The sequence below is a fragment of the Massilia sp. Root418 genome, from assembly GCF_001425265.1.
GTDB lineage: Bacteria > Pseudomonadota > Gammaproteobacteria > Burkholderiales > Burkholderiaceae_D > Rugamonas.
This window is the reverse complement of sequence record NZ_LMEC01000001.1, coordinates 992,855-1,015,367: the sequence shown is the minus strand read 5'-3', so window position 1 is coordinate 1,015,367 and position 22,513 is coordinate 992,855. Positions and strand designations below refer to the sequence as shown.

Here is a 22,513-nt window from a genome sequence, read left to right as displayed (position 1 = left end):
CCGTTTTTTTCTCGTATCGTGGCATCCACACACGGACTTTATTTCTTTCTGAGAATGAAGTCTGGTCAACATGTTCAATCGGTACCACGAAGGAGACGGGGAATGAAGCATCCACTCAGGCATGCCTTGGGCGAAATTCAGCATGCAGTGCTGGCGCTGGCGGACGGCACGCTGTTCCATGGCGCCGCCATCGGCGCCGCAGGCCAGACCAGCGGCGAAGTCGTGTTCAACACGGCCATGACCGGCTATCAGGAAATCCTGAGCGACCCCAGCTATAGCCGTCAGATCGTCACGCTGACCTATCCCCACATCGGCAACACCGGAGTGAATGGCGAGGACGGCGAGTCGCCGCGTATCCACGCCGCCGGCCTGGTGATCAAGGATCTGCCGCTGCTGGCCTCCAACTTCCGCTCCTCGCAAAGCCTGTCCGACTGGCTGCGGGTGCAGAATATTGTTGCCATTGCCGGCATCGACACGCGCAAACTGACCCGCATCCTGCGCCAGGGCGGCGCCCAGAACGGCGCCATCGTCACCGGCGTGGCGGACGGCCCGCTGGCCCGGCAGGCGCTGGAACTGGCGCGCGCTTTCCCCGGCCTGAACGGCATGGACCTGGCGCGCACCGTCAGCACGGACAGCGCCTACGAATGGCACGCCACTGAATGGCGCCTGGGCAGGGGCTTCGGCCGGGTGGACAGTCCGCGCTTCCACGTGGTGGCCTATGACTACGGCGTGAAGACCAATATCCTGCGCATGCTGGCCGAGCGCGGCTGCCGCGTCACCGTGCTGCCGGCAGAGGCGGGCGCACAGGCCGCGCTGGCGCTGAACCCGGACGGCATCTTCCTGTCCAACGGCCCCGGCGACCCGCAGCCTTGCGCCTACGCCATCGAGGCGGCGCGCGAGCTGATCGAGCGCGGCATCCCCACGTTCGGCATCTGCCTGGGGCACCAGATCATGGCCCTGGCGTCCGGCGCGCGCACCCTGAAGATGAAGTTCGGCCACCACGGCGCCAACCATCCGGTGCAGGAACTCTCCAGCGGCAAGGTGATGATCACGTCCCAGAACCACGGCTTTGCGGTGGATCCGGAATCCTTGCCTGCCAATTGCCGCGTCACCCATATCTCGCTGTTCGACGGCTCGCTGCAAGGCTTCATGCGCACCGACCGTCCAGCTTTCTGCTTCCAGGGCCACCCGGAAGCGTCGCCGGGTCCGCACGACCTGGCGCCTTTGTTCGACCGTTTCGTTAATCTGATGGGAGGCCAGCAGCATGCCTAAGCGTACCGACATCAACAGCATCCTCATTATCGGCGCCGGCCCCATCGTCATCGGCCAGGCCTGCGAGTTCGATTATTCCGGCGCCCAGGCGTGCAAGGCGCTGCGCGAGGAAGGCTACAAGGTCATCCTGGTCAACAGCAATCCGGCCACCATCATGACCGATCCGGACATGGCGGACGTCACCTATATCGAACCGATCACCTGGGAAGTGGTGGCGCGCATCATCGAGCAGGAACGGCCGCAGGCCGTGCTGCCGACCATGGGCGGGCAGACCGCACTCAATTGCGCGCTCGACCTGCACCGCCACGGCGTGCTGGAACAGTACGGCGTGGAGCTGATCGGCGCGACGCCGGAAGCCATCGACAAGGCCGAGGACCGCGCCAAGTTCAAGGCTTGCATGAGCAAGATCGGCCTGGAGTCGGCGCGCTCGGGCATCGCCCACAGCATGGCCGAAGCCTGGACCGCGCAGGAGGAGCTGGGCTTCCCGGTCATCATCCGTCCCTCGTTCACCATGGGCGGCAGCGGCGGCGGCATTGCGCACGACGCGGCGCAGTTCAGCGAAATCTGCCTGCGCGGGCTGGAGCTGTCGCCCACCTCCGAACTGCTGATCGAGGAATCGCTGATCGGCTGGAAGGAATTCGAGATGGAAGTGGTGCGCGACAAGGCGGACAACTGCATCATCGTCTGCTCGATTGAGAACCTGGACCCGATGGGCGTGCACACCGGCGACTCCATCACCGTGGCCCCGGCGCAAACGCTCACCGACAAGGAATACCAGATCATGCGCAACGCCTCGCTGGCGGTACTGCGCAAGATCGGCGTGGACACCGGCGGCTCCAACGTGCAGTTCGCGCTGAACCCGGCCGACGGCCGCATGATCGTCATCGAGATGAACCCGCGCGTGTCGCGCTCCTCTGCGCTGGCCTCGAAAGCCACCGGCTTCCCGATCGCGCGCGTGGCGGCCAAGCTGGCTGTAGGTTTTACCCTCGATGAGCTGCAGAACGACATCACCGGCGGCGCCACCCCGGCCTCGTTCGAGCCTTCCATCGATTACGTGGTGACCAAGGTGCCGCGCTTTGCCTTCGAGAAGTTCCCCGGCGCCGATGAGCGCCTGACCACGCAGATGAAATCCGTGGGCGAGGTGATGGCCATGGGCCGCACCTTCCAGGAGTCGTTCCAGAAAGCCTTGCGCGGCCTCGACATCGGCCTGGACGGCCTGCGCCGCCCCAGCACCGGTACGGCCGTGATTGCGGAGCAGCTGTCCTCGCCGGGCCCGCAGCGCATCTGGTACGTGGGCGAAGCCTTCGCCCAGGGCATGACACAGGACGAGGTGCACCGCCTGTCCGGCATCGACCCCTGGTTCCTGGCCCAGATCCACGACCTGGTGGAAGTGGAGCAGTGGGTGCAGACACAAACCCTCGAGGGGCTGGACAAGCCGGTGCTGTTCCGCCTGAAGCAGCAGGGCTTCGGCGACCGCCGCCTGGCTGCGCTGATGGGCGTGGCCGAGCAGGCCGTGCGCACCCACCGCCAACTGCTGGGCGTGCGTCCGGTGTATAAGCGCGTGGACACCTGCGCCGCTGAATTCGCCACCCGCACCGCCTATATGTACTCGACCTATGACGAGGAATGCGAGTCCCTGCCCACCAGCGCGCGCAAGATCATGGTGCTGGGCGGTGGTCCAAACCGCATCGGCCAGGGCATCGAATTCGACTACTGCTGCGTGCACGCGGCGCTGGCCATGCGCGAAGACGGCTACGAGACCATCATGGTCAACTGCAATCCTGAAACCGTGTCCACCGATTACGATACCTCCGACCGCCTGTACTTTGAATCGCTGACGCTGGAAGACGTGCTGGAGATCGTGGCCATCGAAAAACCGGTGGGCGTGATCGTGCAGTACGGCGGCCAGACTCCGCTGAAGCTGGCGCTGGAGCTGGAGGCCAACGGGGTGCCCATTATCGGCACTTCGCCGGACATGATCGATGCGGCCGAGGACCGCGAGCGCTTCCAGCAGCTGCTGCACCAGCTGGACATGCGCCAACCGCCCAACCGCACCGCGCGCACCGAAGAGGACGCGGTGATGCTGGCCGAGGAGATCGGCTACCCGCTGGTGGTGCGCCCGTCCTACGTGCTGGGCGGCCGGGCCATGGAAATCGTCCATGAGCGCGCCGACCTGGAACGCTACATGCGCGAAGCGGTGAAGGTGTCGCACGATTCCCCGGTGCTGCTGGACCGTTTCCTGAACGACGCCATCGAGGTGGACGTGGACTGCGTGTCCGACGGCGCCCAGGTGGTCATCGGCGGCGTGATGGAGCACATCGAACAGGCCGGCATCCATTCCGGCGACTCGGCCTGCTCGTTGCCGCCGTATTCGCTGGCGCACGATACCGTGGCCGAGATCAAGCGCCAGACCGAGCGCCTGGCGCGCGGCCTGCAAGTGGTGGGGCTGATGAACGTGCAGTTCGCGGTCCAGCGCAACAAGGTGGACGGCCGCGTGCGCGACCAGATCTTCGTGCTGGAAGTGAACCCGCGCGCTTCGCGCACCGTGCCCTTCGTGTCCAAGGCCACCGGCCTGCCGCTGGCCAAGGTCGCGGCGCGCTGCATGGCCGGCCAGTCCCTGGCGTCGCAGGGCGTGGTTGCGGAAATCGTGCCGCCATACTTCAGCGTGAAGGAAGCGGTGCTGCCGTTCGCCAAATTCCTGGGCGTGGACACTGTCCTCGGACCTGAAATGAAATCGACCGGCGAAGTGATGGGCTGCGGCCCCACTTTCGGCGAAGCCTACTTCAAGGCGCTGCTGGGCGCCAGCGTGCGCCTGCCGCGCGGCGGCCGGGCCTACCTGCGCGTGCGCAAGGGCGACCAGGCCCGCGCGGTGGCGGTGGCGCGCGAATTGTCGGGCCTGGGTTTCGAGGTGCTGGCCAGCCATGTCACGGCACTGGTGATCGGCGCGGCGGACATTCCGGTGCGTGAACTCCAAGACGATGAAGCCATGGCCATGCTGGCCAACAAGGAAATCGGCCTGGTGGTGGTGACGGTGGACGAGAAGCGCAGCGCCATCGGCGCCTCGCGCGCGCTGCGGGTTGCCACGCTGGCTTCCGGCGCGGCCTACTTCACCACCATCGCGGCTGCCGAAGCCGCGGTGGAGGCCATGCGCCACGCGGACGACACCACGCTGCTGCCCTTGCAGGCGCTGCACCAGCAGGCCGCCAAGGCCCACCTGGAAGCGTCCGTGGCGCAGGCCGCGCGGGAAGCGATCGCCGTGGCCAGTTCTGCGGCGCGGGCGCGCCGCGAGCCGGGCGCCGCCGACCTGGCCGCCGCAGCCGCCGAGCTGCCCGAGCGCCGCCGCAGCGCGCGCGAGCGCAGCGTGGGCGTGCCGCCGCTGCGCCTGTTCATCCGCCAGCCCTTCACGGAATCGGACCAGCGGCAGCAGCGCATGATCGCCGACATCCTGCAGCTGATCGACAGCGCCAACGGCTTGCCGCATCCTTTCCAGTACCTGACCGGTACCGAGGCCGAGAGCGCGGATACCTTCCGCGTGTCGTTCGAGCGCCAGCAGCAGGTGCCGTTCACGCCCAAGAATTTCCGCCGCCACCGGCTGCAGATGCTGCAGCAGGCGGACGTGATGATCAATATCCGCGTCGGCATGAGCGAGAGCAGCGCCTTCGAGCTGGCCTACCACATCTTCCAGGGCCGCCGCACGCCGGTGCTGTTCCTGGTGTGGAAGGGCGCGCCGATCAAGACCACGCTGCTGCGCGAGCTGGACGACTTGTGCGACATCACCTATATCGAGTTTGACGAAGTGGAAGAACTGCGGAGCGGCTTGCACCGCTTCTTCGGCAATACGGCACTAAAAATCCAGGACTAAGCAAGGAGTATCACATGTTGGCTAATATGAAAATCAAGAACCTGGTCGTAATCGCGCTGGCCATCCTGATCTCACTGATCATGGCGATCGGCGCGATGGGGATCTACAGCGCCAATCGCTCGGTCAGCCTGCTCAAGGATGTCACGCTGAGCGACCAGGCCAACACCAATGAGCGCAACGCCATCCGGCTCGATATGGAAACCAGCCGCAGCCAGATCCTGCAGGCGCTGCAGCACAACACCGCTTTCGAGTGGTCCAAGCTGCACGATCACGCGCTGACGGTCCACTGGGGCATCATCGATGACGCCTCGGCGCGCGCGGCCAGGCGCTGGGAGCACTACCTGGGCGGCATCCAGTCGCCCGAGGAGAAGAAGCTGGCGCAGGACTGGTACGAGAAGAGCGCGGGCCTCGGCCTGGAGCATATCAAGGCCGCCGCCGCCGCCATCAAGGCCGACAAGTGGGACGACGCGGAGATGGTCCTGATCAAGAACATCAATCCGTCCTACCGCGTGGGCGACGTGGCCCTGAAAGCGCTGGCCGAACACAGCGAGCAGCGCGGCAAGGCCAACGACGTGGCGGTGCAGTCCGGGCTCGATAGCGCCCGCAATACCACCATCGTGGTGCTGCTGGCCGGCGTGTCGCTGTCGGTGTTTGTCGGCATGCTGCTGGTGAAGGCCATTTCCGGCCCGCTGCAGCAAGCCATGGAGATTGCCATCCAGGTGGCCGAGGGCGACCTGACCGGCAAGGTCGAAGAACGCAGCAACAGCGAAATCGGCCTGCTGCTGGCGGCGCTGGACAAGATGAAGACCAACCTGGCGGCCATCGTGGCCGAGGTGCGCGGCAGTACCGACACCATCTCCAGCGCGTCCGGCCAGATCGCCGCCGGTAATATGGACCTGTCGGACCGCACCGGCCAGCAGGCCGGCTCGCTGGAGGAAACCGCGTCCTCGATGGAGGAACTGACCGGCACCGTCAAGCAGAACGCCGAGAACTCGCGCCAGGCCAACCAGCTGGCGCAGTCCGCGTCCGAGGTGGCGATCAAGGGCGGCGTGGTGGTGGCGCAGGTGGTGGACACCATGGGGTCGATCAACGATTCGTCCAAGAAGATCGTGGACATCATCGGCGTGATCGACGGTATCGCCTTCCAGACCAATATCCTGGCCCTGAACGCGGCGGTGGAAGCGGCGCGCGCGGGCGAGCAGGGCAGGGGCTTTGCGGTGGTGGCGTCCGAGGTGCGCAACCTGGCGCAACGTTCGGCGGCGGCGGCCAAGGAAATCAAGGCCCTGATCGACGATTCGGTGGACAAGGTGGGCAGCGGCGCCAAGCTGGTGGATCAGGCCGGCGCCACGATGCAGGAGATCGTGACCAGCATCCAGCGCGTCACCAGCATCATGAGCGAGATCACGCAGGCCAGCCAGGAGCAGACCATGGGACTGGACCAGATCCATGCCGCCATCACGCAGATGGATGGCTTGACGCAGCAAAACGTGGCGCTGGTTGAGGAAGCCGCCGCAGCAGCCGATTCCTTGAACGAGCGTGCCCAGGGCCTGACCCGCGTGGTCAGCGTGTTCAAGCTCGATGGCAAGCTGGCCGCATCCGCGTACGCGCCGGCCGCCCGTCCGGCGCGCGCCGCCAGCAGCCCGGCCCAGCCCGCCAAGCCTTCCAGGCCGGCGGCGCCTGTGCACCGGCTGCCGTCCAAGCCCAAGGCCACGCAGAAGTCCGCGTCCAAGCCGCGCGTGGCCAACGGCGCGGACAGCGACTGGGAAGAGTTCTGACGCCCGGTTCAGAACTTGTGCGTAATACCCACGCCGAAGCCTGACGGGTCCTGCCCGGCAGCCAAGCCCGGTATCGGGTTGGCGGACAGGTTATACATGGCACGGGCTTCGTTGCGCGTGCGCGTGTAGGCCGCCCAGAGCTCGCTGCGCCTGGACAGGGCATAGCCGTAGCCTGCGGTGTACTGCGCCGCGCCCGTCTCCGGCCCTGGCTTGCCGGCGCCGCCCACACCCGTGGCGGCGTTGCCCTTGGTGTCCAGCGCGCGGGTCAGCGAGGCGCGCCAGATGTGCGGGCCGCTGTTGTGCGTGGCGGCCAGTTGCCATGCGTTGCGGCTCAGGTGCTGGCCCGGCGCGGGCGCGTAGCGCAGCCGTTCGAAGGCGGCGCGCAGGCGGGTGCCGCCCAGGCTGTAGGCCAGGCCCAGCTTGTGGCCGGTGTCCTTGCCCCTGGTGGCGAAGTAGTCGCGGTGGCGTTCCGCGCCATAGGCCAGGTAAAGTTTCTCATCCTCATACGTCACCAGGGCGGCCTCCATGCCGGGATTGGCGGCACCGTTCTTTTCTTCGCGCGCGCTGGCCGCCACGCGCGCATTCCATCCGCGGTAGGACGGCGTCGAATACTGCACCAGGTTTTTCTGGCGGCGGTCGAATGAGGCCGGCGCCACGGCGTTAGCCGCCGTGGCAAAGCCATTTCCCATGATGGCGTTGGAGGCGAAGATACCCGCCGCAAAAGGGTCTATCGCATACACCGACACATAGCGGTAGGGCGATTCCCATATCCCCAGCAGCACCTGGCCGAAGCTGCCGCGCAGGCCGACGGCGGTGTTGCGCGTGAAGTCCCCGCCGCCGCCGGTATCGACGGCCACCGGCATTTCTATCTGGAAGAACCCTTGCAGACCGCCGCCCAGGTCTTCCGTACCCCGCAAGCCGAGCACGGACAAGTCGTTCGATATCCGCTGCTGGCGGATGCCGCCCGCAGCCACGCTTTCCACGTTGACTTTCAGGAAGCCGTAGATGCTCACGTTGTCCGCGGCGTGCGCGCCGCAGCCTGCGGATGCCGTTGCGCCTGCCAGCGCCGCGATGGCCCATCTCTTCATGTTGTCCCTCCATTGATGTTGGTGAACCCGATCTTATACCCCTGCTTTCCATCTGTATACCGATGTGTGCCAGTGTATTTAAATGTATACATATAAATTTCACCTCGTTAGAATGGAGCGGCAGATCAACCACAACACTGGAGAAACCATGAGCACCAAGCTGCGCCATATCGCCATTTCCGTTCCCGATCCATGGAAGACGGCCGAGTTCTACGTCAACGCTTTCGGCTTCCGCAAGGTGGGCGAAACCGATTCCTCGCTTGCGCGCGGGGTGTACCTGAGCGACGGCGTGATGTCGATCGCGCTGCTGAACTACAAGACCGACGAGGCGGCGGGGGAGCGCGGCCGCGACTTCGTCGGCCTGCACCACATCGGCATGTGGGTCGATGAAATCGGCGCTGCGCGCGCCAGCGCGGAAGCGGCCGGCGGCACCTACTACATGGGCGAAGTACCGGTGAAGGGCAATATCTTCTATGAAGTGAAATACCGCGATCCGAACGGCGTGATCGTCGACCTGACCGACCATGGCTGGGGCGGCGCCGTGAAGGACGTGGGCGCCGATGCGAGCAGCGCCGGCCCCGCCTTGCGCAATCCGGACCTGGTTGCGGACCGCGCCGGGATCGTTGGCGGCGCTACCTAAGCGCGTGCAGCAAAGCGCCGCCGGCGAAGTGTGCGGCGAGGTTGGCCAGCAGGACTTCATGCTGCGCCAGCTGCGCTTCCGGCGAGCGGCCTGAGATGTGCGGCGTCAGGATCAGCGTATCCAGCAGGGCTGCTCCCGGGGGCAGCGCCGGTTCGTTCTCGATCACGTCCAGCGCCGCGCCGGCGATGGTTCCCCGCTCCAGCGCCTGCACCAGGGCCGCCGTGTCCACCACGCTGCCGCGCGCGATATTGACCAGGAAGCCCTGCGGCCCGAGCGCCTTCAGGACGTCGGCGTTTACCAGGTGCCGCGTGGCCGCGCCGCCGGGGCAGGCCAGCACCAGGTAGTCGCTCGCGCGCGCCAGTTCGAGCACGCTGGCCACGTGCCGGTAAGGCAGCTCCGGCCTGGCGCTGCGCGTGGTGTAGGCGATCTCCATGTCGAATGCCGCAGCCCGCCGCGCAATCAACGCGCCGATATTTCCCATGCCGACAATGCCCAGCCGCTTGCCATGCACGGCGGGCCTCGCCATGCGGTGCGCCAGCCAATGGCCTGCCTTCACGGCCCGGTCCAGGCCCGGCAAGCCGCGCGCGCTGGCGAGCATCAGCGCCAGCGCATGGTCCGCCACGGTGGCGTTGTTCACGCCCGGCGCGTGCGTCACCGCGATGCCGCGCGCACCGGCCGCCGCCAGGTCGATGTTCTCGTAGCCGGCGCCGTAGCTGCACACCAGGCGCAGCGCCGGCAGCGCGTCCATCTGCGCCGCCTGCAGGCCGGTGCTGCCGTTGGTGATGGCCACGCGCACGCCCGCCAGCTGCGCGGGAGCGTTACGCGCCAGCCGCTCCAGCGCGGCCGCATCCGGCAACGCGGCCAAGGGCCAGCGGCTCTGTATTTCTGCCACAAACGGCGCCGCCATGCTGATCAGCAGGAGCACCTGCGGCTTCATCGAAAAGTCCATTTTTCATCCCCCGTATTTTAAGTGAGGAAAATTTTCACACATTTACCTTGCTATGTATACGGATAGACATTATCGTATTCCTATCAACAACAAGGAGACAAACGATGTGGCATGCAATCGCAAGATATGAACTGAAGCAGGGCGGAGCGGGCGCGAAACTGGCGCTGGTGGTGGGCGAGGCGCTGTACGACATCGGCCAGCTGGTGGAGGCGGGGGCGCTGGGCGTGGCCGGCAACCAGCCGCGCGTGGCGGCGGACTTGAACGCCGCGCTAGCCGACTGGGGCGCAGCGGCGCCGCTGTTCAGCCAGATGGCGCATGCGTTGCCCGGGCTGCTGCGCGCGGGCCGCGTGGCGGCGCTGCCGCCGCAGTCCTACCGCGTTGGCGTGCCGTACACGCCGGGCCGCATCTTCGGCGCGGCGTCCAACTTCTACGAGCACGCCCGCGAAATGGGCACCGAACTGGCGCCGCGCGAGGAAAGCGCGCCGTTCTGCTTCATGAAGGCGGAAACCAGCGTCACCGCCACCGATACCGACGTGGTCATGCCGGCCGATACGGAGAAGCTGGACTGGGAAGTGGAGCTGGGCGTCATCATCGGCAAAACCTGCCGCAATGTCAGCGTGGAAGAGGCATACGACTACATCGCCGGCTACACGGTGTTCAACGACGTCACTGCACGCGACCTGAACCGCCGCAGCGACTACCCCTTCAAGCATGATTGGTTCCGCGGCAAAAGCCACGACACTTTCGGCCCCATCGGCCCCTGGGTGGTGCCGCGCGCCTGCATCGAACGCCCGCAAGGCCTGCGCCTGCAGCTTTCGGTGAACGGCGAGATGATGCAGGACGATACCGCCGACGCCATGATCTTCAACATCGCCGAGCAGATTGCCTACCTGTCCGGCATGCTGACGCTGAAGCCGGGCGACCTGCTGGCCACCGGCACGCCGAACGGCGTGGGCATGGGGCGCGGCGTCTACCTGAAGCCCGGCGACGAGATGGTGGCGACCATCGAAAGCATAGGCAGCATCCGCAACCGGGTGGTTGCAGCGCCTGCGCGCAAGGAGGCCGCATGAGGTCCCGGCGCCTGCTGCGCCGCGCCGTCACGGCCACGGCCGCCGCTGCCGCCATGGCCGGCGCCGCGCCCGCGCTGGCGGCGGAGACGGTGCGCTTCAACCTGGCCTGGCTACCGCAGGGCAGCACCAGCGGCGTGCTGGTGGCCATCGCCAAGGGCTATTACGCCGAGGCAGGGCTGGACGTGAGCGCCACGCGAGGCTATGGCGGGCAGCGCACCGTGAACGAAGTGGACCAGGGCCTGTTCGAGTTCGGCTACGGCGACCCGATCAGCGTGATGCTGAACCGCGCGCAGGGCGGCAAGACCGTCATGGTAGGCGCCATCAACACGCGCTGGCCGGCGGCCCTGTGCTACGTCGAAAAACCGAACCGCAAGATCAAGACCATCGCCGACCTGAAAGGCCTGGTCATCGGCGGCGGCGCCGCATCGCCGCTGCACAACGTGATCCCGGCCTGGCTGGCGGCCAATAACCTTCCGCCGGACCACGTGAAGCTGCTGCGCCTTGATCCCGCCGTCATCAACACTGCTTTCCTGGACGGATCGATCGACCTGGCCGAATGCTGGGAGGGCGCCAACAAGCCGGTGCTGGAGCGGATGGCGCAGAAGAACGACATCAAGCTCGGCGCGCTGCGCTACCGCGACTTCAAACTGAACTTGTACGGCAATGGCATCGTCACCAGCGAAAAGCTGATCGCCTCCAATCCGGACCTGGTCAAGCGCTTCGTGGCGGCCACTTACCGGGGCTACGAATACCAGGCGAAGAACCCGGCCGACGCAGTGGAGTTGATCGCCCGCCAGCAGAAGCTGATCGACAAGTCGGTGCTGCGCCAGCAGATCGAGGAGACCAGCGAATTGATGCATGCGCCGGAAGCGGGCGCGAAGAAGACCGGCTGGATGCACGACGAGCGCATGCAGGCCACCGCCGACTTCGTGAAGAAAGCTTTCAGCGTGACCGCACCGGTGAAGACGTCCGAAATCTATACCAACCGTTTTGTAGGAGAGTGAGATGGAAAAGCTGCGACCCAAAAAACTCGGGCACCTGGTGCTGATGGTGCGCGACATCCACAAGTCTGCGCGCTTTTATACGGAAGTGGTGGGCCTGACCGTGTCCGACTGGATCGGCGACCAGATGGTGTTCCTGCGCGCCGGCCAGGACCACCACGACCTGGCACTGTCGCAAATCCCGCCCGGTTCGCCCGGCATGGACGACCTGCCGCACTACGGCCGTCCCGGGGTGGAGCATTTTTCCTACCTGGTGGAAGACCGCGCCGAGATCGACCGCACGGTGGAAGTGCTGAAGGCGCACGGCGTGGAGATCGTGCGCGGCATCGGCAAGCACGGCCCGGGCGAGAACCTGTTCCTGGTCTTCAAGGACCCGGACGGCAACAACGTGGAAGTGTATTGCGAGATGACGCAGATACCGCCGGGCAGCGGGTACCAAGCCAAGGTCTGGGAGCGCAACATCGAGTCCTTCGACCAGTACCGTTTCAAGCATTTCGTGGTGCCGCCGCCGCAGGCGGTGGTGGATGCGAAGTCCGGCAAGAGCTGAGGAGGGCACATGAAACGGACCATGGAAACGGTGCTGTTCTGGGGCGCGTTCGCGCTCCTGTGGGAGTACGGCGTGGCGCTGAGCGGCGTGCGCAGCTACCTGATGCCGCCGCTGAGCAAGGTATTGGCGGCGGGCTGGGAGCAGCGCGAGCTGCTGCTGGCCGAATGCTGGGTCACGCTGCTGGAAGTGCTGGCCGGCTTCGCGCTGGCCGTGGTGGGCGGCGTGGTGCTGGGCGTGGCGATCCATTTCAACGGCTTCGCGCGGCGCACGCTGTACCCCTTCATCACGGCGCTGCAAAGCATGCCGAAGATCGCGCTGGCCCCGCTGATGATCGTGTGGTTCGGCTACGGCTTCGCGTCAAAGCTGGCATCCACCTTCCTGTTCGCTTTCTTCCCGCTGGTGATTGCCACCCTGGGCGGACTGTCGGGCATTGCCGCCAACCTGGACGAGCACTTCCGGGCACTGGGCGCGTCGCGCTGGGACACCTTGCTGCGCCTGCAGCTGCCGTCCGCGCTGCCCAGCTTCGTGGACGGCGTGAAGATTGCCATGCCGCTGGCGGTGATCGGCGCCATCGTCGGTGAGTTCATCGGCGCGGAAAAGGGACTGGGACACTTGATGACGCTGGCCACGGCCAACGCCCAGACGGATCTGATGTTTGCCGCCATCCTGGCGATCACGCTGCTGGCCAGTTTGCTGTACTGGGCGGTGGAAGTGGCGTCGCGCGCGGTGTGGTGGAGGGGGAAGGCGGTATGAACCTGAAGATAATGAACAAGCCGGATGACGCCGCGCAGGCGGCGGCCGGCGCCGCCGGCCAGCCGGAAGTCATACGCGTGGCCAACGTGGTGAAGCGCTTTCCGGGCAAGCAGCCGGTCAACGCGCTGGAGGACGTGTCGCTGGCGGTACGCGACCGCGAGTTTGTCTCCATCCTCGGCCCCAGCGGCTGCGGCAAAAGCACCTTGCTGCGCATCGTGGCGGGACTGGTGCCGCACAGCGAAGGGCTGGTGCAAGTGTGCAACCGCGCCATGGTGCAGCCGGTGCCGGAGATCGGCGTGGTTTTCCAGGCCAGCAATATGCTGCCGTGGCTGACCGTGGAGCAGAACATGCTGCTCGGCGCGGAACTGCGCAAGCTGCCGCGCGAGGCGCTGGCGGCCAGGGTGCGCGAGCTGGTGCGCACGCTGGGCCTGTCCGGTTTCGAAAACAGCTATCCGCACCAGCTGTCGGGCGGCATGCGGCAGCGCGCCTCCATCGGCCAGATCCTGGCGCTGGACCCGAAAATCCTGCTGATGGACGAACCGTTCGGCGCGCTGGACGCCTTGACGCGCGACCTGCTCAACGTGGAGCTGCTGCGCATCTGGCAGGAGCACATGAAGACGGTGCTGCTGGTCACGCACAGCATCCAGGAGGCGGTGTTCCTGTCGGACCGGGTGCTGGTGATGTCCGGCCGTCCGGGCCGCATCATCCACGACATCTGCATCGACCTGCCGCGCCCGCGCAGGCCCGAGCACGTGAAGACCAATCCGCGCTACGGCGAATATATCGCGCAGCTGAGCCATATCATGGGGGTGTATTGATGCGGCCATTCGAAGGCCTGCCGGCTGCGGACGCGGCGGCGCTACGGGCCCTGGGGCCGGTGTGGGCGCATGACATCAACCAGCACCGCAAACAGGTGGTGGAGATCTATACGCCGCTGCTGTCCGCTGCAGACCGTTCCGGCATCGCCGTCGATGCGGGGCTCGCTTATGGTGGCCACGCCCGGCAGCGGCTGGACATCTACCGCAGCGCAGCCACGCCGCTGAGCGGCGCGCCGGTAGCGGTATTCGTGCACGGCGGCGCGTTCATGCGGGGCGAGATGAACAGCAATGCCGAAATCTACGGCAACGTTACGCGCTACCTGGCGCGCCATGGCTATGTGGCGGTGAACCTGGAATACCGGCTGGCGCCCGAAGCGCCTTTCCCCGGCGGCGCGGATGACGTGGCCCTGGCGCTGGCCTGGCTGCGCGCCCATATCGGCGGCTATGGCGGCAATCCCCGCCACATCGTGCTGATCGGGCATTCGGCCGGCGGCGCCCACGCGGCCAGCTACGCGCTGGATATTGGCGGCACCGGCGGCAGCGGCGGCACCGGCGGCCCAGGCGCGGGCCACGGGCTGGCCGGCCTGGTGCTGGTCAGCGCGCGGCTGCGGGCGGATGCGTTGCCGAGCAACCCGAATGCGGCGGGCGTGCGCGCCTACTGGGGGAACGACGAGTCGCTTTACGAGCAGCGTTCACCCGTCACCCATGCCCGGCGCCTGGACCTGCCCACGCTGGTCGCCATCGCCGAGTATGAGAACCCGCACCTGGACGCTTACGGCGCCGAGTTCTTCCACCGCGCGCTGCAAGCCGGCGCGCAGGGACTGCGGTTCCTGCAAGTCCCCGGCCACAACCATACCTCCATCGTCGCCCACCTGGACACGGCGGACCGCAGCTTCGGCCCCGCGCTGATCGATTTCCTCGACAGCACGCGCCCGACAATATAAACAGGAGAGATCACCATGGCAGCACCACGGCTGAGCGGCGCCTTTGCGCCCGCCGTCACCCCTTTCACACCCGGCCTGGACGTCGACTTCGACGCCTACGCCGCGCACTGCCTCTGGCTGCAGCGGCACGGCGCGGGACTGGCCATCTTCGGCACCAACAGCGAGGCCAACTCGCTGTCGCTGGCAGAACGCATGATGCTGCTGGACCGCCTGAGCGGGCGCGGCATCGACTTCTCCCGTACGTTGCCCGGCACCGGCGGCTGCGCGCTGCCGGATACCGTGGCGCTCAGCCGCCACGCGCTGCTGCACGGCTGCGCCGGCGTGCTGGTGCTGCCGCCATTTTTCTACAAAGGCGTGAGCGACGACGGCTTGTTCGCCTACTACTCGGAACTGATCGAGCGGGTGGCCGATGCGAACCTGCGCCTGTTCCTGTACCACATTCCGGCATTCTCGGGTGTGCCGATCAGCCTGGGCCTGATCGAGCGCCTGGCCAGGCGTTACCCGGACCAGATCGCGGGTGTGAAAGACAGCAATGGGGACTGGGCCAACATCGAAGCCATGCTGCGCAATTTCCCGCATCTGGCCATCTTTCCCGCTTCCGAGAGCTTCCTCACCCGCGCCATGCCGCTGGGTGCGGCCGGCTGCATTTCCGCCACCATCAACGTCAATCCGGCCGCCATCTCGGCGCTTTGCGCCAATTGGGCGGCGCCGGGCGCCGCGGCGGCGCAGCAGCAGGTGGACCGCATCCGGCGGATCTTCCAGAAGTACCCGATGATCGCCGCGCTGAAATGGGCCATTGGCCATGCGCGCGGCCAGCAGCAGTGGCAGGTGCAGCGTCCGCCGCTGTCGCCGCTGAGTGCGCAGCAGCAGGCGTCGCTGCTGGCCGAGCTGGCGGCCGCCGGCTTCGCCATGGCCGCGCTGGAGCAGCCATGAGCGCGGCCGTGCAGCGCGTCGCCGCGCTGGGACGCTACCCGGCATACTGCCGCGCGGGAGACTTCATCCATGTCTCGGGCATGAGCGCGCGCCAGGCCGATGGCAGCATTGCCGGCGTGCGCCATCTGCCGCAGGGCGGCGTGGTGTTCGACGCGGCACACCAGACCCGCATCGCGATCGCCAAGGTGGAGGCGGCGCTGGCGCAGGCGGGCGCCCGCCTGTCCGATTGCGTGGCGGTGACCGCCTACCTGACCGACATGGCGGACTTCCAGGCCTATAACGCCATCTACGGCGAACACTTCAACGGCCGCGCCGCGCGCACCACGGTGGCCGTGCACCAGCTGCCGCATCCGCACATGGTGGTGGAGTTGACGGTGGTGGCCTACCAGCCGCAAGCCGCGGAGGGTGCATGACCGCCGCGCCAAACCGGGTGGCGGACGACGCGCTGGACCTGCTGTTCCGCCACGCCCGCTCCCACAACGCCTGGCTGCCGCGCGCGGTGGACGACGCGCTGCTGGTGCAGCTGTACCAGCTGGCCAAGCTCTGTCCCACCAGCGTGAACGGTTGTCCGGCGCGCTTCCTGTTCCTGCGCACGGACGAGGCCAAGGCGCGCCTGCTGCCGGCACTTAGTCCCGGCAACGTGGAAAAGGTGCGCAGCGCGCCCGTGGCGGCGGTGATTGCCTACGACACGCGCTTCCACGAACACCTGCCGCAGCTGTTCCCGCACAGCCCCGGCGCAGGCGCCATGTTCGAAGCCAGTGCGGCGCTGGCCGAAGCCACTGCCTTCCGCAACAGCAGCCTGCAGGGGGCCTGGCTGATGCTGGCCGCGCGCGCGCTCGGCCTGGACTGCGGTCCGCTATCCGGCTTCGATGCGGCGGCCGTCAACCGCGAGTTCTTCCCGGACGGCCGCATCAAGGTCAATTTTCTTTCCAACCTGGGCTACGGCGACCCCGCCGGGCTGTTCCCCCGCAGCCCACGGCTCGATATCAGCCAGGCCTGCACCTTTCTATAGAAACCATGGACATCCTCTTATATATCGCGCTCGGCGCCTGCGCCGGCGTACTGGCGGGGCTGCTCGGGGTGGGCGGCGGCACGGTCATCGTGCCGGTACTAACCTTCGTCTACACCGCCCATCATTTTCCGCCCGAGTACACGCTGCACCTGGCGCTGGGCACCTCGATGGCGTCCATCCTGTTTACCTCGGTGGCCAGCCTGCGCTCGCACCACAAGCGCGGCGCGGTGGACTGGACGGTGGTGCGGCGGCTCACGCCCGGCATCGTCGCCGGCACGCTGGCGGGCGTCTGGCTCGCGGCCGGCATGTCCACCAAGGTGCTGAAGCTGATCTTCGTTTGCTTCGCCTACTTCGTCGCGGTGCAGATGCTGCTGAATATCAGGCCCAAACCCAGCCGGCAGCTGCCTGCAACGGGCGGCATGCTGGCCTCGGGCGGCGCCATCGGCGTGGTGTCGAGCTTTGTCGGCATCGGCGGCGGCACCTTGTCCGTGCCCTTCATGACATGGTGTAATGTACCGCTGCATACCGTGATCGGCACGTCGGCCGCGCTGGGCTTCCCCATCGCCGCCGCCGGCGTGGCGGGTTATGTGCTCAACGGCTGGCGCGTGGCGGCGCTGCCCGAGCACAGCCTGGGCTTTGTCTACCTGCCCGCGCTGGCCGCCATCGCCGCCGCCAGCATGCTGACCGCGCCGCTGGGCGCGCGCATGGCGCACGCGCTGCCGGTGGCCAAGCTGAAGAAACTGTTCGCATGCCTGTTGCTGCTGGTCGGCACCCGGATGCTGCTATCGTTGTTTTGAAAGGATGACCATGCAAGCCCTGTTTCCCTTCCACCTAGCCTTCTTCGTGCGCGACCTGGACGAGGCGCGCGCCTTCTACGGCGGCGTACTCGGTTTTACCGAAGGCCGCAGCACCGAACGCTGGGTCGATTTCGACTGCATGGGCCACCAGCTTTCGCTGCACCTGAAGCCGGACCTGCAGCCGGCCGCCGGCAGCGGCCTGGTGGACGGCGATGCCGTGCCGGTTCCGCACTTCGGCATCGTACTCGACATGCCGCACTGGACCGCGCTGGCCGAGCGCGCCCGCGCCGCAAGCCTGAGCTTCGTGGTGGCGCCGCACGTGCGCTTTGCCGGCCAGCCCGGCGAACAGTCCACCATGTTCTTCTGCGACCCGTCCGGCAACGCGCTCGAGTTCAAAGGACTGGCTGCCCTGAACCGCCTGTTCGCGATATAGTGTGGGGCGGACGATATTCACCAAAACAACAAGATCAGATAACCATGGAAACCATTTCGATGCGGCTTTATCGCATCCTTGCAGACGAAATCATCAACGGCGCCGTGGAACCTGGTGCGAGCCTGGAGGAAAACGCCATTGCCGAACGCTTCAAGGTCTCGCGCACGCCGGTGCGGCAGGCATTCCGCGAACTGGCCAACGCCGGCCTGCTTGAACTGCGGCCGCGCAAGGGCGGCATCGTGGTCAGCATCAGCCTGGAGGAGCTGGCCGATACGCTGGAGGCGCTCGGCGAGCTGGAGGCGCTGTGCTGCCGCATCAGCGCCGAGCGCATGAGCGCGGTGCAGAAAAAGCAGCTGGAGCTGTTCCATTTGCAGGGCGTGGAGTGCATGGAGCACGGCGACGAGGACGGCTACCTGGAGATCAACGCCAAGTTCCACCAGCTGATCTGCACCGGCGCGCACAACCGCAGCCTGGCCGAGAGCATCGACAAGCTGCGCGCCAGGCTGAACCAGTTCCGCGCCGCGCAGGGCGGGGTGGAGCGGCGCCTGGCGCAGTCGCACGATGAGCACGAAGCCATCGTCAATGCGATCCTGGCCTCGGATGCGGAGCGCGCCTACCTCGCCATGCGCAACCACGCCAACCGCCTCAGCGTGCACGTGCTGGAAGTGCTACGCGAGCGCCAGGCCGGCCATGGAAGCTGACGACCGCCAGCCGCCGGCAACGGACTCGCCGCGGCCGAACATGCCGCTGGCCGACGGCATGCTGCGCCGCCTGAAGCTCAAGCCCTTGCTGATCTTTGACCGCGTCCTGGCCTCGCACTCGATTGCGCGCGCGGCCAAGGAGCTGAACCTCACCCAGCCCGCCGTCACCAAGGCCATCCAGGAACTGGAAGGGGACCTGGGCGTGGAGCTGTTCGAGCGCACCAACCGCGGCGTGGTGCCGACTTGCTACGCCACCTTGCTGGGCGCGCGCGTGAAGTCCGTGATCGCCGAGCTGCGCTACCTGACCGACGAATTGAATGCCTTCCGCAGCGGCGACTCCGGCCACGTGGTGGTCGGCACGCTGATCTCCGCCTCCGCGCGGCTGCTGCCGCTGGCCATCTCAAAGCTGAAGGCCGAGCGGCCGGGCATCCTGGTGACGGTGCGCGAAGGCCCGCTGGACCGCCTGTTCCCGGCGCTGGCCACCGGGGAGCTGGACCTGGTGGTCGGCCGGCTGCCGGAAGCGGACTTGCCGCTGGCGCGCATGTACAGCTTCCACCACGCGGAACTGTTCAAGGAAGCGCTGTGCGCGGTGGTGTGGAGCGAGCACCCGCTGGCGCAGCGCACCAGCATCGACCTGCGCGAGCTGATGGCCTGGCCCTGGCTGCTGCCGCCGATGGAATCGCCGGCGCGCATCACCGCCGAGCGCCTGTTTTCGGACGCCGGACTGGCCATGCCGGGCAATATCGTGGAGTCGCTGTCGCTGTTGACCAATATCGGCCTGATGCAGGCCATGCAGGCCATCAACCTGATGCCGCGCGCCGTGGCGCAGCACTTCGCGCAACTGAAGCTGCTGTCGATCCTGGAGATGGGGGACATCGGCGCCTTCGGCCGCATCGGCTACTCGGTGCGCGAAGACCGCGCCAGCACGCCGGCCGCCGCGCGCTTCATCGCCTGCCTGACGCAGGCCGCCGCAGAGCTTTAAGCAGACCCCTCGCCACGCGCGTTTGGTCAGCCGCGCTCACATGCAGGACCAGTCACCGGCTCTGATATCAAAATTAGGCATGTCCAGAGCCTAAATATTCATTATATTTTATTGCCAGGTCTTTCTATACTCGTTTCCAGGTTGTACACGAGAACATAGGAGACCGACTTGAAACCTGCATCGCCAGCACTGCTGCGCCACTACGTCGACGGTGAATTCGCCGGCAGCGCGGCCACCTTCGACAACATCAATCCGGTCGACGGCAGCCTGATCAACCGGGTCTGCGAGGCAGACCATGCCACCGTGGAGGCGGCTGTCGCTGCCGCGCGCCGCGCCCTGCAAGGGCCCTGGGGCGCCATGGGCGTGCAGCAGCGCGCCGCCATGCTGCACAAGGTGGCCGACGGCATCGCCGCCCGGTTCGACGAATTCGTGGCCGCCGAAGTGGCCGACACCGGCCGCCCGGTCGAGCAGGCGCGCCAGCTCGACATCCCGCGCGCCATCGCCAACTTCCGCACCTTCGCCGACCTGGCCGCCGGCGCCAGCACGGACGCCTTCGAGATGGCCACCGCAGACGGTACCGGCGCGCTGAACTACACGGTGCGCAAGCCGCTCGGCGTGGTCGGCATCATCTCGCCATGGAACCTGCCGCTGCTGCTGCTGACCTGGAAAGTGGCGCCGGCGCTCGCCTGCGGCAACGCGGTGGTGGCCAAGCCGTCCGAAGAGTCGCCGTCCACCGCGACGCTGCTGGCCGAGGTGATGCACGACGCCGGCGTGCCGCGCGGCGTATTCAACCTGGTGCACGGCTTCGGCGCCGATTCGGCCGGCCAGTTCCTCACGCAGAGCGCGGGTATCGACGCCATCACCTTTACCGGCGAGTCGCGCACCGGCAGCACCATCATGAAGGCGGTGGCGGACGGCGTGAAAGAGGTATCGTTTGAGCTGGGCGGCAAGAACGCCGCCGTGGTGTTTGCCGACGCCGACTTCGACGCGGCCGTGGCGGGCGTGATGCGCTCCTCCTTCACCAATTCCGGCCAGGTGTGCCTGTGCTCGGAGCGCGTCTACGTCCAGCGTCCCATCTTCGAGCGCTTCGTCGCCGCCGTCAAGGCCCGGGTGGAGGCGCTGAAGACCGGCTATCCAGGCGACCAAGGCGTGGACATGGGCCCGCTGATCTCGCACGGGCACCGCGACAAGGTGCTGGGCTACTACCGCCTGGCGCTGCAGGAAGGCGCCACCGTGGTGGCGGGCGGCGGTGTGCCGCATTTCGGCGACGCGCGCGACCAGGGCGCCTACGTGCAGCCTACCGTCTGGACCGGCCTGCCTGATAGCGCACGCTGCGTGACGGAAGAGATTTTCGGCCCGGTGTGCCACATCGCTCCGTTCGACACGGAGGATGAAGTGGTGCAGCGCGTGAACGCCAGCGACTACGGCCTGGCCTGCGCGCTATGGACCACCAGCCTGTCGCGCGCGCACCGCGCGGCGCGCCGCATCCACGTCGGGCTGGTGTGGGTCAACACTTGGTACCTGCGCGATCTGCGCACGCCGTTCGGCGGCGTCAAGCTTTCAGGCCTGGGCCGCGAGGGTGGCCGCTATTCGCTTGATTTCTATTCGGATGTTGCCAACATCTGCATCAAACTGTGAGGTCCCACATGAATCGCATCACCGTGCAATCGCCCGCCATCGCGGCGCCTCGCTTCCGCTACAGCCCTTGCGTGCGCATCGGCGGCACCGTCCAGCTGTCCGGCATGATCGCGCTGGACGCGGCCAGCGGCGAGCTGGTGTCCGGCGGGCCGGGCGCCGAAACCGCCGCCATCCTGCGCAGCCTGCAGCGCGCGCTGCCGGACTATGGCGTGTCGCTGGACGAGCTGCTCATCGCCCGCATCTACACCACCCGGCTGGACCTGTTCGGCGAGATCAACGCCGCCTGGGAGGCCGTGTTCACTGCCGGCACCATTCCGCCGGCGCGCACTTCCATCGGTGTGAGCGCGCTGCCGCTGGGCGCCTCGGTGGAAATCGAGTTCACTTTCGTGCAGGCGGAGCGGGCATGAGCACGAACATACAACAGGCGGCGGACCTGCTCTGGGACGCGCAGCAGCACGGCGAGCCATGCCAGCCGGTGCGCGGGCTGCTCGGCGACGGTGGCGTGGAAGCGGCGTACGCGGTGCAGAAACTGAACACGGAGCGCTGGCTGGTGCGCGGCCGGCGCCTGGTGGGACGCAAGATCGGCCTGACCTCGCTGGCGGTGCAAAAGCAGCTGGGCGTCGACCAGCCGGATTTCGGCATGCTGTTCGCCGACATGGCGCTTTGCGACGGCGAGGAGGTGGCCCCGGGGCGCGTGCTGCAGCCCAAGGTGGAAGCGGAAATCGCGCTGGTGCTGGAGCGCTCGCTGCCGCATGAGCGCAATACGGTGGCCGACATCCTGCGCGCCACGGCCTATGCCTTGCCGTCGATCGAAATCGTCGGCAGCCGCATCGCCAACTGGGACATCAAGCTGGCCGACACCATCGCCGACAACGCCTCCAGCGGCTTGTTCGTACTGGGTTCCCGGCCGGTGAAGCTGGACGCCTTTGACATTGCCGGCTGCGGCATGGTGATGGAGCGGCGCGGCGAGCAGGTGTCGGTCGGTGCGGGCGCCGCCTGCCTGGGCAACCCCTTGCGCGCCGCCATCTGGCTGGCCGATACCATGGCCCGCCTCGGGAGCCCGCTGCAGGCCGGCGACATCGTCATGACCGGCGCGCTGGGGCCGATGTGCGCGGCGCTGCCGGGGGACGTGTTCGAAGCGAATATCGAAGGACTGGGCAGCGTGCGCGCCGCGTTCGGCGGCTTGAGCCCTGCGGGCTGACCCGCCCCGCGTGGCACGGACGGGGTTCGCGCAGGGCGGGTCAGGCGCAGCCGTATCCCGCCGCGGAGCCGCCAACAGCATCAAAAACAGGAGACAA

At 67.0% G+C, this 22,513-nt stretch carries 22 protein-coding genes; 20 read left to right on the top strand and 2 right to left on the bottom strand.

Going from position 1 to position 22,513, the window contains the following annotated elements:
• The first annotated feature begins 102 nt into the window (after positions 1 to 102).
• From carA to ASC94_RS34135, 3 genes are read left to right on the top strand one after another with little or no spacing between them, the layout of a single operon-like run.
• Positions 103 to 1,272, top strand: a complete 1,170-nt coding sequence (carA, locus tag ASC94_RS04210) for a glutamine-hydrolyzing carbamoyl-phosphate synthase small subunit (protein ID WP_056391122.1) — start codon at positions 103 to 105, stop codon at positions 1,270 to 1,272.
• Positions 1,265 to 5,134 (top strand): carbamoyl-phosphate synthase large subunit, encoded by a 3,870-nt coding sequence (carB, locus tag ASC94_RS04205; RefSeq protein WP_056391121.1) that lies wholly within the window; start codon positions 1,265 to 1,267, stop codon positions 5,132 to 5,134. The genes carA and carB overlap by 8 nt, the downstream gene beginning before the upstream one ends.
• Before the next feature lie 14 nt (positions 5,135 to 5,148).
• The gene (locus tag ASC94_RS34135; RefSeq protein WP_056391117.1) at positions 5,149 to 6,909 is read left to right on the top strand and encodes a methyl-accepting chemotaxis protein; all 1,761 of its coding nucleotides are present in this window, start codon (positions 5,149 to 5,151) and stop codon (positions 6,907 to 6,909) included.
• A gap of 8 nt (positions 6,910 to 6,917) precedes the next feature.
• On the opposite strand, the gene ASC94_RS04195 is transcribed toward ASC94_RS34135, so the two are convergent.
• Entirely contained in the window at positions 6,918 to 7,997 is a 1,080-nt protein-coding gene (locus ASC94_RS04195; protein ID WP_082616144.1) for a porin, read from the bottom strand.
• Positions 7,998 to 8,145: 148 nt separating this feature from the next.
• Between ASC94_RS04195 and ASC94_RS04190 the strand changes: the two genes are divergently transcribed.
• Positions 8,146 to 8,637: a VOC family protein gene (locus ASC94_RS04190; RefSeq protein ID WP_056391112.1), complete on the top strand. Its 492-nt coding sequence runs from the start codon at positions 8,146 to 8,148 to the stop codon at positions 8,635 to 8,637.
• On the opposite strand, the gene ASC94_RS04185 is transcribed toward ASC94_RS04190, so the two are convergent.
• Entirely contained in the window at positions 8,630 to 9,586 is a 957-nt protein-coding gene (locus tag ASC94_RS04185; protein ID WP_229417158.1) for a 2-hydroxyacid dehydrogenase, read from the bottom strand. The two genes, ASC94_RS04190 and ASC94_RS04185, sit on opposite strands and share 8 nt — an antisense overlap.
• Before the next feature lie 104 nt (positions 9,587 to 9,690).
• On the opposite strand from ASC94_RS04185, the gene ASC94_RS04180 reads away from it, so the two are divergent.
• From ASC94_RS04180 to ASC94_RS04105, 16 genes are all read left to right on the top strand, one after another.
• Positions 9,691 to 10,656: a fumarylacetoacetate hydrolase family protein gene (locus tag ASC94_RS04180; RefSeq protein ID WP_056391109.1), complete on the top strand. Its 966-nt coding sequence runs from the start codon at positions 9,691 to 9,693 to the stop codon at positions 10,654 to 10,656.
• Positions 10,653 to 11,660 carry an ABC transporter substrate-binding protein gene (locus ASC94_RS04175; RefSeq protein ID WP_056391107.1) on the top strand — a complete coding sequence of 336 codons (1,008 nt, stop codon included), beginning with the start codon at positions 10,653 to 10,655 and terminating at the stop codon, positions 11,658 to 11,660. The genes ASC94_RS04180 and ASC94_RS04175 overlap by 4 nt, the downstream gene beginning before the upstream one ends.
• A 1-nt stretch (position 11,661) precedes the next feature.
• Entirely contained in the window at positions 11,662 to 12,204 is a 543-nt protein-coding gene (locus tag ASC94_RS04170; protein WP_056391105.1) for a VOC family protein, read from the top strand.
• 9 nt (positions 12,205 to 12,213) lie between these two features.
• A complete protein-coding gene (locus tag ASC94_RS04165; RefSeq protein ID WP_056391102.1) occupies positions 12,214 to 12,957 on the top strand; it encodes an ABC transporter permease in 744 nt (247 codons plus the stop codon).
• Positions 12,958 to 12,968: 11 nt separating this feature from the next.
• Positions 12,969 to 13,775 carry an ABC transporter ATP-binding protein gene (locus ASC94_RS04160; protein WP_082616237.1) on the top strand — a complete coding sequence of 269 codons (807 nt, stop codon included), beginning with the start codon at positions 12,969 to 12,971 and terminating at the stop codon, positions 13,773 to 13,775.
• The gene (locus ASC94_RS04155) at positions 13,775 to 14,719 is read left to right on the top strand and encodes an alpha/beta hydrolase (protein WP_056391099.1); all 945 of its coding nucleotides are present in this window, start codon (positions 13,775 to 13,777) and stop codon (positions 14,717 to 14,719) included. The genes ASC94_RS04160 and ASC94_RS04155 overlap by 1 nt, the downstream gene beginning before the upstream one ends.
• Positions 14,720 to 14,734: 15 nt before the next feature.
• Complete coding sequence (locus tag ASC94_RS04150) at positions 14,735 to 15,652, top strand: dihydrodipicolinate synthase family protein (RefSeq protein WP_056391095.1); 918 nt, start codon at positions 14,735 to 14,737, stop codon at positions 15,650 to 15,652.
• Entirely contained in the window at positions 15,649 to 16,065 is a 417-nt protein-coding gene (locus ASC94_RS04145; RefSeq protein WP_056391091.1) for a RidA family protein, read from the top strand. Before ASC94_RS04150 ends, ASC94_RS04145 begins: the two co-directional genes overlap by 4 nt.
• Entirely contained in the window at positions 16,062 to 16,664 is a 603-nt protein-coding gene (locus tag ASC94_RS04140; protein WP_056391088.1) for a malonic semialdehyde reductase, read from the top strand. The genes ASC94_RS04145 and ASC94_RS04140 overlap by 4 nt, the downstream gene beginning before the upstream one ends.
• A 5-nt stretch (positions 16,665 to 16,669) precedes the next feature.
• Positions 16,670 to 17,461: a sulfite exporter TauE/SafE family protein gene (locus ASC94_RS04135; protein WP_056391085.1), complete on the top strand. Its 792-nt coding sequence runs from the start codon at positions 16,670 to 16,672 to the stop codon at positions 17,459 to 17,461.
• A 10-nt stretch (positions 17,462 to 17,471) separates the two neighbouring features.
• Positions 17,472 to 17,894: a VOC family protein gene (locus tag ASC94_RS04130; RefSeq protein WP_056392128.1), complete on the top strand. Its 423-nt coding sequence runs from the start codon at positions 17,472 to 17,474 to the stop codon at positions 17,892 to 17,894.
• Positions 17,895 to 17,938: 44 nt separating this feature from the next.
• Positions 17,939 to 18,595, top strand: coding sequence for a GntR family transcriptional regulator (locus tag ASC94_RS04125; RefSeq protein ID WP_056391081.1), 657 nt, complete (start codon positions 17,939 to 17,941; stop codon positions 18,593 to 18,595).
• The gene (locus ASC94_RS04120; protein WP_056391078.1) at positions 18,585 to 19,577 is read left to right on the top strand and encodes a LysR substrate-binding domain-containing protein; all 993 of its coding nucleotides are present in this window, start codon (positions 18,585 to 18,587) and stop codon (positions 19,575 to 19,577) included. The genes ASC94_RS04125 and ASC94_RS04120 overlap by 11 nt, the downstream gene beginning before the upstream one ends.
• A gap of 168 nt (positions 19,578 to 19,745) precedes the next feature.
• The gene (locus tag ASC94_RS04115) at positions 19,746 to 21,215 is read left to right on the top strand and encodes a 2-hydroxymuconic semialdehyde dehydrogenase (protein WP_056391075.1); all 1,470 of its coding nucleotides are present in this window, start codon (positions 19,746 to 19,748) and stop codon (positions 21,213 to 21,215) included.
• A gap of 8 nt (positions 21,216 to 21,223) precedes the next feature.
• Entirely contained in the window at positions 21,224 to 21,622 is a 399-nt protein-coding gene (locus tag ASC94_RS04110) for a RidA family protein (RefSeq protein ID WP_056391072.1), read from the top strand.
• Complete coding sequence (locus ASC94_RS04105; protein ID WP_056391070.1) at positions 21,619 to 22,416, top strand: 2-keto-4-pentenoate hydratase; 798 nt, start codon at positions 21,619 to 21,621, stop codon at positions 22,414 to 22,416. Before ASC94_RS04110 ends, ASC94_RS04105 begins: the two co-directional genes overlap by 4 nt.
• Positions 22,417 to 22,513 lie beyond the last annotated feature (97 nt).